A 7445-nucleotide genomic window follows, 5' to 3' on the forward strand; every position below is an offset into this window, starting at 1 on the left:
GGTGCTGATGCCCGTCGAAGCGGAAGTCGACAGCGAGTTGATGCCCGTCGACGTTGACGTCGAGAGGGAGGCGATCGAACTGTTGGCCGACGAGATACCGGTCGAAGCCGAAGTCGAGAGCGAAGCGACGGAGCTGTTGGTCGAGCTCAGCCCGGTAGACAGCGAGGTCACCCCGCTTTGCGCGGTGCTGATCCCAGTCGAGGTCGACGTGGAGAGTGAAGCGACGGAGCTGTTGGTCGAGCTCAGTCCGGTGGACAGCGAGCCGACCCCGCTCTGCGCGGTGCTGATGCCGGTCGACGTGGACGTCGACAGCGAAGCGACCGAGCTATTGGTCGCGCTCAGGCCCGTCGAGAGCGAGGAAATGGCGGACGAGCTCGAGCTCAGGCCGGTCGACAGCGAGCCGACGGCTGTCGAGGTCGATGTCGACAGCGTGTTGATTGCGGTGTTGGTCGCGTAGAGCTGCGAGCCGTTGATCGCGTCGGTGCTGGAAGCGGAGATCCGACCTGCGGCAACGTTGGTGACCTGACGCTCGGCGCCGGCTGCGCCGACACTGACGACGCTGCTCGGGGTCGTGCCGGCAAACGAGTAGCTCGTGCCGCCAATGGTGGCGCTGGCGGTCGGATTCGCTGCCGCGGAGACGGCGCCGTTGCCGAGCGCGACGTCGCCGGCGTTGTTCGCGACGGCGTTCGGGCCAATGGCGACCGAGTCGGTACCGAGGGCCTTGCTGTCCGCTGCGGTCGAGTTCGCGTGGAAATACTTGATGCCCTGGCTGTTGATGTTGTTGATTGCCGAGCCGACGTTGTTCGCGGTGGTGGTGGTGCCGTTCGCGTTGTACGTGGTGTACGACGGCGCGGAGACGGTGCCGGTCGCCGGGTTGTAGGTCGAGCCGCCGCCGAGTGCTGCGGCAGTGCTGTTGCCGAGGTTATTGGTCGTGGAGACGGTTGTGCTCAGGCCGGTGGACAACGAGTTGACGCCGCTTTGTGCGGTGCTGATACCCGTCGACGTCGACGTGGAAAGCGAAGCAACCGAGCTGTTGGTTGCGCTCAGGCCGGTCGACAGCGAATTGACGCCGCTCTGTGCGGTGCTGATGCCGGTCGAAGCCGACGTCGAGAGCGAAGTGACCGAGCTATTGGTCGCGCTCAGGCCAGTCGACAGCGAGTTGACGCCGCTCTGCGCGGTGCTGATGCCGGTCGAAGCCGAAGTCGAGAGCGAAGTGACCGAGCTATTGGTCGCGCTCAGGCCGGTCGACAGCGAGTTGACGCCGCTCTGCGCGGTGCTGATGCCGGTCGAAGCCGACGTCGAGAGCGAAGTGACCGAGCTATTGGTCGCGCTCAGGCCGGTCGACAGCGAATTGACGCCGCTCTGCGCGGTGCTGATCCCCGTCGAAGCCGACGTCGACAGCGAAGTGATCGAGCTGTTGGCCGACGAAATGCCGGTCGATGCCGAGGTCGACAGGCTCGCGATACTCGACGTCGTCGTGCTGGCAACCGCGTACAACTGGCTGCCGTTGATGGCATCGGTACTGGCCGCACCGACGAGGCCGGCCGCGACATTCTGGATACGGCGCTCCGACCCGGCCGCACCAACGCTGACGACCCCCGCCGACGCGTTCGAGCCGGCGTATGTGCCGAACGTCGTGCTGCCGATCGTCGTGCTGCTTACGGTACCCGTGCCGCCCGTCGCCGTCGTGGCGGTTCCCGACGTCACGGCGCCCGAACCGAGCGCGACCGAGCCGGCGACATTGGCGCTGGAACCCGAGCCGAACGCCAGCGCATTCGTCGCACTCGAATTTGCGTTGTCCCCCAGCGCGATGCCGTATGCGTTGTTCACGGTTGCCGCACGACCAACCGCGATGCCGGAGGTTGCCGTCGCAACGACCGACGACTGTCCGCCGACCGCGATGCCGTCCGTCGCCGCCGAGTTCGCAGCGGCCGTAGTGTTGCCGCCGATCGCAACCGATCCGGTGTTCGTCGCTTTCGCGCCGCTGAACGTTCCTGCGACGCTGCCGCCCCCCACTGCGACAGCGTTGGTGCCGGACGCGGTCGCGAAATTGCCGTAAGCCGATGCGCCGGTCGCGCTTGCCGTCGCCGCGTTGCCGGTCGCAACCGAATTTGCGCCGCTCGCGGACGCGAAATTGCCGAGCGCCGTCGCGTAATTGGCATTCGCGTTGGCGGTATTGCCGAATGCCGACGCATCGTTGCCGGATGCGGTCGCGCTGAAACCGACCGCGGTTGCGGACAACGGTGTCGTGCCGCTACCCAGCGCGTACGCATTCTGCCCGATGGCAATGTCCCCGGCCGTCAGGGCCTTGGACGTGGCGCCAAGTGCCACGGCGTTGCTGCCGGCGCTGGTGGCGGACGTGCCGAGCGCAATCGCGTTGGTGTTTTGCGCCGATGCGCCATTGCCGATCGCCGTACCGCTCGCGCCCGACGCCACGCTGGTGTTGCCCAGCGAAACGGAACCCGTCCCGGTCGACGTATTGGAGTTGCCGAGCGCAATGGCGCCTTGTCCGTTCGCGGTATTGTTCGCGCCTACCGCCACGGCGCCGGTGCCGGTCGCGACGTTCGGGTCGCCGATCGCGACCGCGCCGTTGCCGCTGGCCGACTGCTGGTTACCGATCGCGACCGCGCCGATGCCGCTGCTCGCCGTCGACTGATAGCCGATTGCCGTCGAGCCGAGGCCGGCGGTGGCCAATACCGTGTTGCTGTCGCCGATTGCGACGGTCGAAGCCGAGCGTGCGTTCGTAAAGTGCCCGATCGCGACGGCGTTCGCGGCCGTTGCCGACGCGCCGTTCCCGAGCGCATAGCTCGACGCACCGGACGACAGCGCGTTGAAGCCGAACGCAGCCGAGAACGCGCCCGACGCAGTCGCCTGGTGACCGACCGCCGTGGCGAATTGGGTCGCATAGGCCCCCATGCCGACTGCGGTGGCGGCCTGACCGGCGGCCGTCGTAAAGCTTCCGAACAACGTGACGGCGAGGAAGTTGCCGCCGTTGGCGTTACATCCCGCCACGTTCGACCAGACGCCGCTTCCGTCAACGGGGTTCGTTGAGGCGGCGTAATTCGTGACCCCGTCCGGCCCGACTCCAGCGCCCGAGTTGCATGTCAGATTGCTGGAATACGTCGAGGCGTTGACCAGCGGAGCGCCGGCCAGCAGCAACAGGCTGACCAGCAGCTTGACCGAAGCAGAGCGTTTGCTCTTGCCTCGTGCCGAGGCCAATTCCGACGCGGCAACCCAGGTTCCCAGGGCCTCGTTCCAGATCGAACGGTATGCACGATTCATCTCTAGCCACCTCTAGCTAATGACGCAACACCCGTGGCCTTTTCGTTAGATGAATATGCCGTTCGAGCGCGCAAAAAATATAATTTGATGCGCGAAGTTTATTTGGGATAAGTTTTTGAGATTGACAAGAAATGATAAATAAAGGGGCTTGAAAGTTAAAATATGGTTAATACGCGGTGCGGGCGAAGAATTGCTCGTTGTCGTTTGTTAATAACTGTGAAGGCATCATGTAATGCGTTCGGTATGGGCGATTGTTATGGTAAGTCATTGTTTATAAAGGAATGTATGTTGTGACGGAGGTGATTTCAGAGATGTTTGGCCTCTATCCGTAAGACAAATGAAAGAGCAAACGTTTGCGGATTCGTGGGATTGTTCGAAATTGTAATGTGATCAATTGTGAGATATTTGGTTCTTATTTTGGGTCTGCGTGATCATTAAATTAATATATTTATATTTTTATGTTTCTTGAGTGTTGTGCTGGCTTGTCTGATGCGGACTGATTTGCAAGTTCATGAAATATAAAAATTCCCTATGCCGGTCTTCGCATCGCACCGACCGGAGAGGCCGTTGCAGCGGGCAGGTGAGCGGCTGGTCGAGCGACCAATGCACAAAAAAGTAACGGTCGGCAGTATTGTTTCTGTCTCGTTCTTTCGATGGCTTTATGCGCTGCTCTGGAATCAATGTGCAGGAGATCGGGTAAGCCAATTTGAAATGGCGTTTCATTTTCCCGCTGTCGATTGCGAGGGCAGTCGGATCCGGGAGCGTCGGCAAAAAAGGACCGGAACGCCTGCGGCGTTCCGGTCAGCGTGACCGTCGGGTGAGGATCGCGCGATGCCGACGATTCGGCTCCCCGGCCGGGAGGCCGTGCCGGTTTACCAGCTGTACCCGTACCCGGCGCCGTACGTCCGGTTACTACCCGACACGCCGACGCCCAGCTTGAGGATGCCGTTGGGCGACAGGTGTGCGCTGGCGCCTAACGCCATCCCGGATTGCCCGGCGAACCGGGCGACGCCGACTGCAAGATTGATCGTCTTGCCCGGTTCGACCTGCGGCAGCATGGTCAGCGCCGTCGCTGCGGCGATCCCCTGTCGCGCCATCGAGTCGGTTTGCTGCAGCTGCGAGCCGAGGCTGTTGATCTGCGCCTGCTGGTTCTGCATCGATTGCGACACGGACGTCGAGAGCGTGTTGAGCTGATTCAGGTTGACGGCATCGGTGCCTTGTGTACCCGGCGCGACGTTGATGACCTGGCGCTGCTGCGTGTCGTTGCCCACCGACACCACATTCGAGCGGTTGCTGTCGTTCGACGCGGCGCCGATGGCCACCGAGTTCGAGCCGGCCGTGACGATCGGGCGGTCGTTGCCGGTGCCGTTCATGTCGGCCGCGATGCCGTTGTTGTTCGCCGTGCGCGTGGTGTTGTTGTTCACCGTCGTCGACAGCTGGCTCAACTGGTTGTTGATGTTGGTCACGCCGGTGGACAGCGACGCCACCGTGCTGTTGGTCGAGCTCAGGCCCGTGGACAGCGAGCCGATGCCGGTCGAGGTAGAGGTCGACAGCGACGTGAGGTTGCTGTTGGTCGACGACAGGCCGGTGGACAGCGAGCTGATGCTGGTCGAGGTCGAGGTGGACAGCGAAGCGACGGTGCTGTTGGTCGAGCTCAGGCCGGTGGACAACGAACTGATCCCGGTCGACAGCGAGCCGATGCTCGTCGACGTTGCCGTCGACAGGCTGTTGACGGCCTGGTTGGTCGCGTTGAGCTGGCTGCCGTTGACCGCGTCCGTGCTGGTGGCCGAGATGCGGCCCGCGGCGACGTTGGTGATCTGGCGTTCGGCGCCCGGTGCGCCGACGCTCACGACGCTGGTCGGCGTGCTGCCGGCGAAGAAGTAGGTGACGCCGCCGATCGTCGTGCTGGACGTCGGGTTCGCGGCAGCCGTGACGGAGTTCGTGCCGAGCGCGATGTCGTTGATGTTGTTGGCGACCGCGTTCGAGCCGAAGGCGAGCGAGCCGGCTGCTGCTGCCGTGGAGGTGTTGCCGAGGGCGAGCGAGCCGTTGCCGGTGGCGGAGTTGGCGTTGCCGATGGCCAGGGCGCCGTTGCCGGTGGCGGTGTTGTTGGCGCCGAGCGCGACCGCGCCGGTGCCGGTGGCCACGTTCGGATCGCCGATCGCGACCGCGCCGTCGCCGATCGCCGTGTTCGCGACGCCGATCGACACGGCCTTGCCGCCTGTTGCCGACGCGTTCTGGCCGATGGCGACTGCACCGTTCGACGAGGCGTTCGCACCGTCGCCGACCGCGACGCTGCTCGCGCCCGAGGCGCTTGCGTTCACGCCCGACGCGATGGCGTTGACGCCGGTTGCGCCGTCGTTGTTGTAGTTGGCCTGCTGGGTGCCGTTGTCGTTGACGCTGTAGTAGTGCGTCTTCGCGGCCTGGATCGCGGTCGAGGTCGACGTCGACAGCGATGTGAGGTTGCTGTTGGTCGTGCTCAAGCCGGTCGACAGCGAGCCGATGCCGCTCGACGTGGAGGTCGACAGCGATGCGACCGTGCTGTCGGTCGTGCTCAGGCCCGTAGACAGGGAGCTGAGGCCGGTCGAGGTCGAGGTGGAGAGTGATGCGACGGTGCTGTTGGTCGAGCTCAGGCCGGTGGACAGGGAGCCGATGCCGGTCGAGGTCGAGGTGGAGAGCGACGCGATGGTGCTGTTGGTCGAGCTCAGGCCAGTCGACAGCGAGCCGATGCCGGTCGAAGTCGAGGTGGACAGCGATGCGACGGTGCTGTTGGTCGAGCTGAGGCCGGTGGACAGCGAGCCGATGCCGGTCGAGGTCGACGTGGACAGCGAGGCAATCGAGCTGGTCGCCGTCGAGATGCCGGTCGATGTCGAGGTCGACAGCGAAGCGACGGAACTGTCGGTCGAGCTGAGGCCGGTGGACAGGGAGCTGATACCGGTCGAAGTCGAGGTGGACAGCGAGGTGATCGAGCTGGTGGCCGTCGAAATGCCCGTTGACGTGGAGGTCGAGAGCGAGGCGACGGAGCTATCGGTTGAGCTGAGGCCAGTGGACAGCGAGCTGATGCCGGTCGACGTCGAGGTGGACAGCGAGGTGATCGAGCTAGTTGCCGTCGAGATGCCGGTCGACGTGGAAGTCGAGAGCGAAGCGACGGAGCTATCGGTCGAGCTCAAACCGGTCGACAGGGAGCTGATGCCGGTCGAAGTCGAGGTGGACAGCGAAGCGATCGAGCTGGTGGCTGTCGAAATACCGGTCGACGTGGAAGTCGACAGCGAAGCGACGGAGCTATCCGTCGAGCTGAGGCCGGTGGACAGCGAGCTGATGCCCGTCGAAGTCGACGTGGACAGCGAGGCAACCGAGCTGTTGGTCGAGCTCAGACCGGTGGACAGCGAGCTGATACCCGTCGAAGTCGACGTCGAGAGGGAGGCGATCGAGCTGGTGGCCGTCGAAATACCCGTCGACGTGGACGTCGACAGGGAGGCGACGGAGCTATCGGTCGAGCTCAACCCAGTCGAGAGCGAGCTGATACCGGTCGAAGTCGAGGTGGACAACGAAGTGATCGAGCTGGTTGCCGTCGAGATACCGGTCGAGGTCGAGGTGGACAGCGAGGCGATCGAGCTGGTGGCCGTCGAAATGCCGGTCGACGTGGAGGTCGAGAGCGAAGCGACGGAGCTATCGGTGGAGCTCAAACCGGTGGACAGCGAGCTGATACCGGTCGAGGTCGAGGTGGACAGCGAGGTGATCGAGCTGGTTGCCGTCGAAATGCCGGTCGACGTGGAGGTCGAGAGCGAGGCGACGGAGCTATCGGTCGAGCTGAGGCCAGTCGACAGCGAGCTGATGCCGGTCGAAGTCGACGTGGACAGCGAAGCGATCGAGCTGGTCGCCGTCGAGATGCCGGTTGACGTGGACGTCGAGAGCGAGGCGACGGAGCTGTCGGTCGAACTCAAACCTGTCGACAGCGAACTGATACCCGTCGAAGTCGAGGTGGACAACGAGGTGATCGAGCTAGTTGCCGTCGAAATGCCTGTCGACGTGGAAGTCGACAGCGAAGCAACGGAGCTATCGGTCGAGCTCAAACCAGTCGAGAGCGAGCTGATACCGGTCGAGGTCGAGGTGGACAACGAGGCGATCGAGCTGGTTGCCGTCGAGATGCCGGTCGACGTGGAGGT

The 7445-nt window shown here is 63.8% G+C and carries 2 protein-coding genes and 1 pseudogene; all 3 read right to left on the reverse strand.

Annotated features, from left to right (window positions below):
• Window positions 1-2916, reverse strand: a 2916-nt coding sequence (locus tag HWY45_RS35995) for a beta strand repeat-containing protein (RefSeq protein ID WP_425129152.1), incomplete at its 3' end; no start/stop codon positions are given.
• A gap of 291 nt (window positions 2917-3207) precedes the next feature.
• A pseudogene (locus tag HWY45_RS37545) lies at window positions 3208-3282 on the reverse strand (ESPR domain-containing protein); the annotation flags it as partial.
• A gap of 872 nt (window positions 3283-4154) precedes the next feature.
• Window positions 4155-7445, reverse strand: a 3291-nt coding sequence (locus HWY45_RS36000) for a YadA family autotransporter adhesin (protein WP_176118462.1), incomplete at its 5' end; no start/stop codon positions are given.

This window comes from Burkholderia stagnalis (assembly GCF_902830275.1).
GTDB classification, from domain to species: domain Bacteria; phylum Pseudomonadota; class Gammaproteobacteria; order Burkholderiales; family Burkholderiaceae; genus Burkholderia; species Burkholderia stagnalis.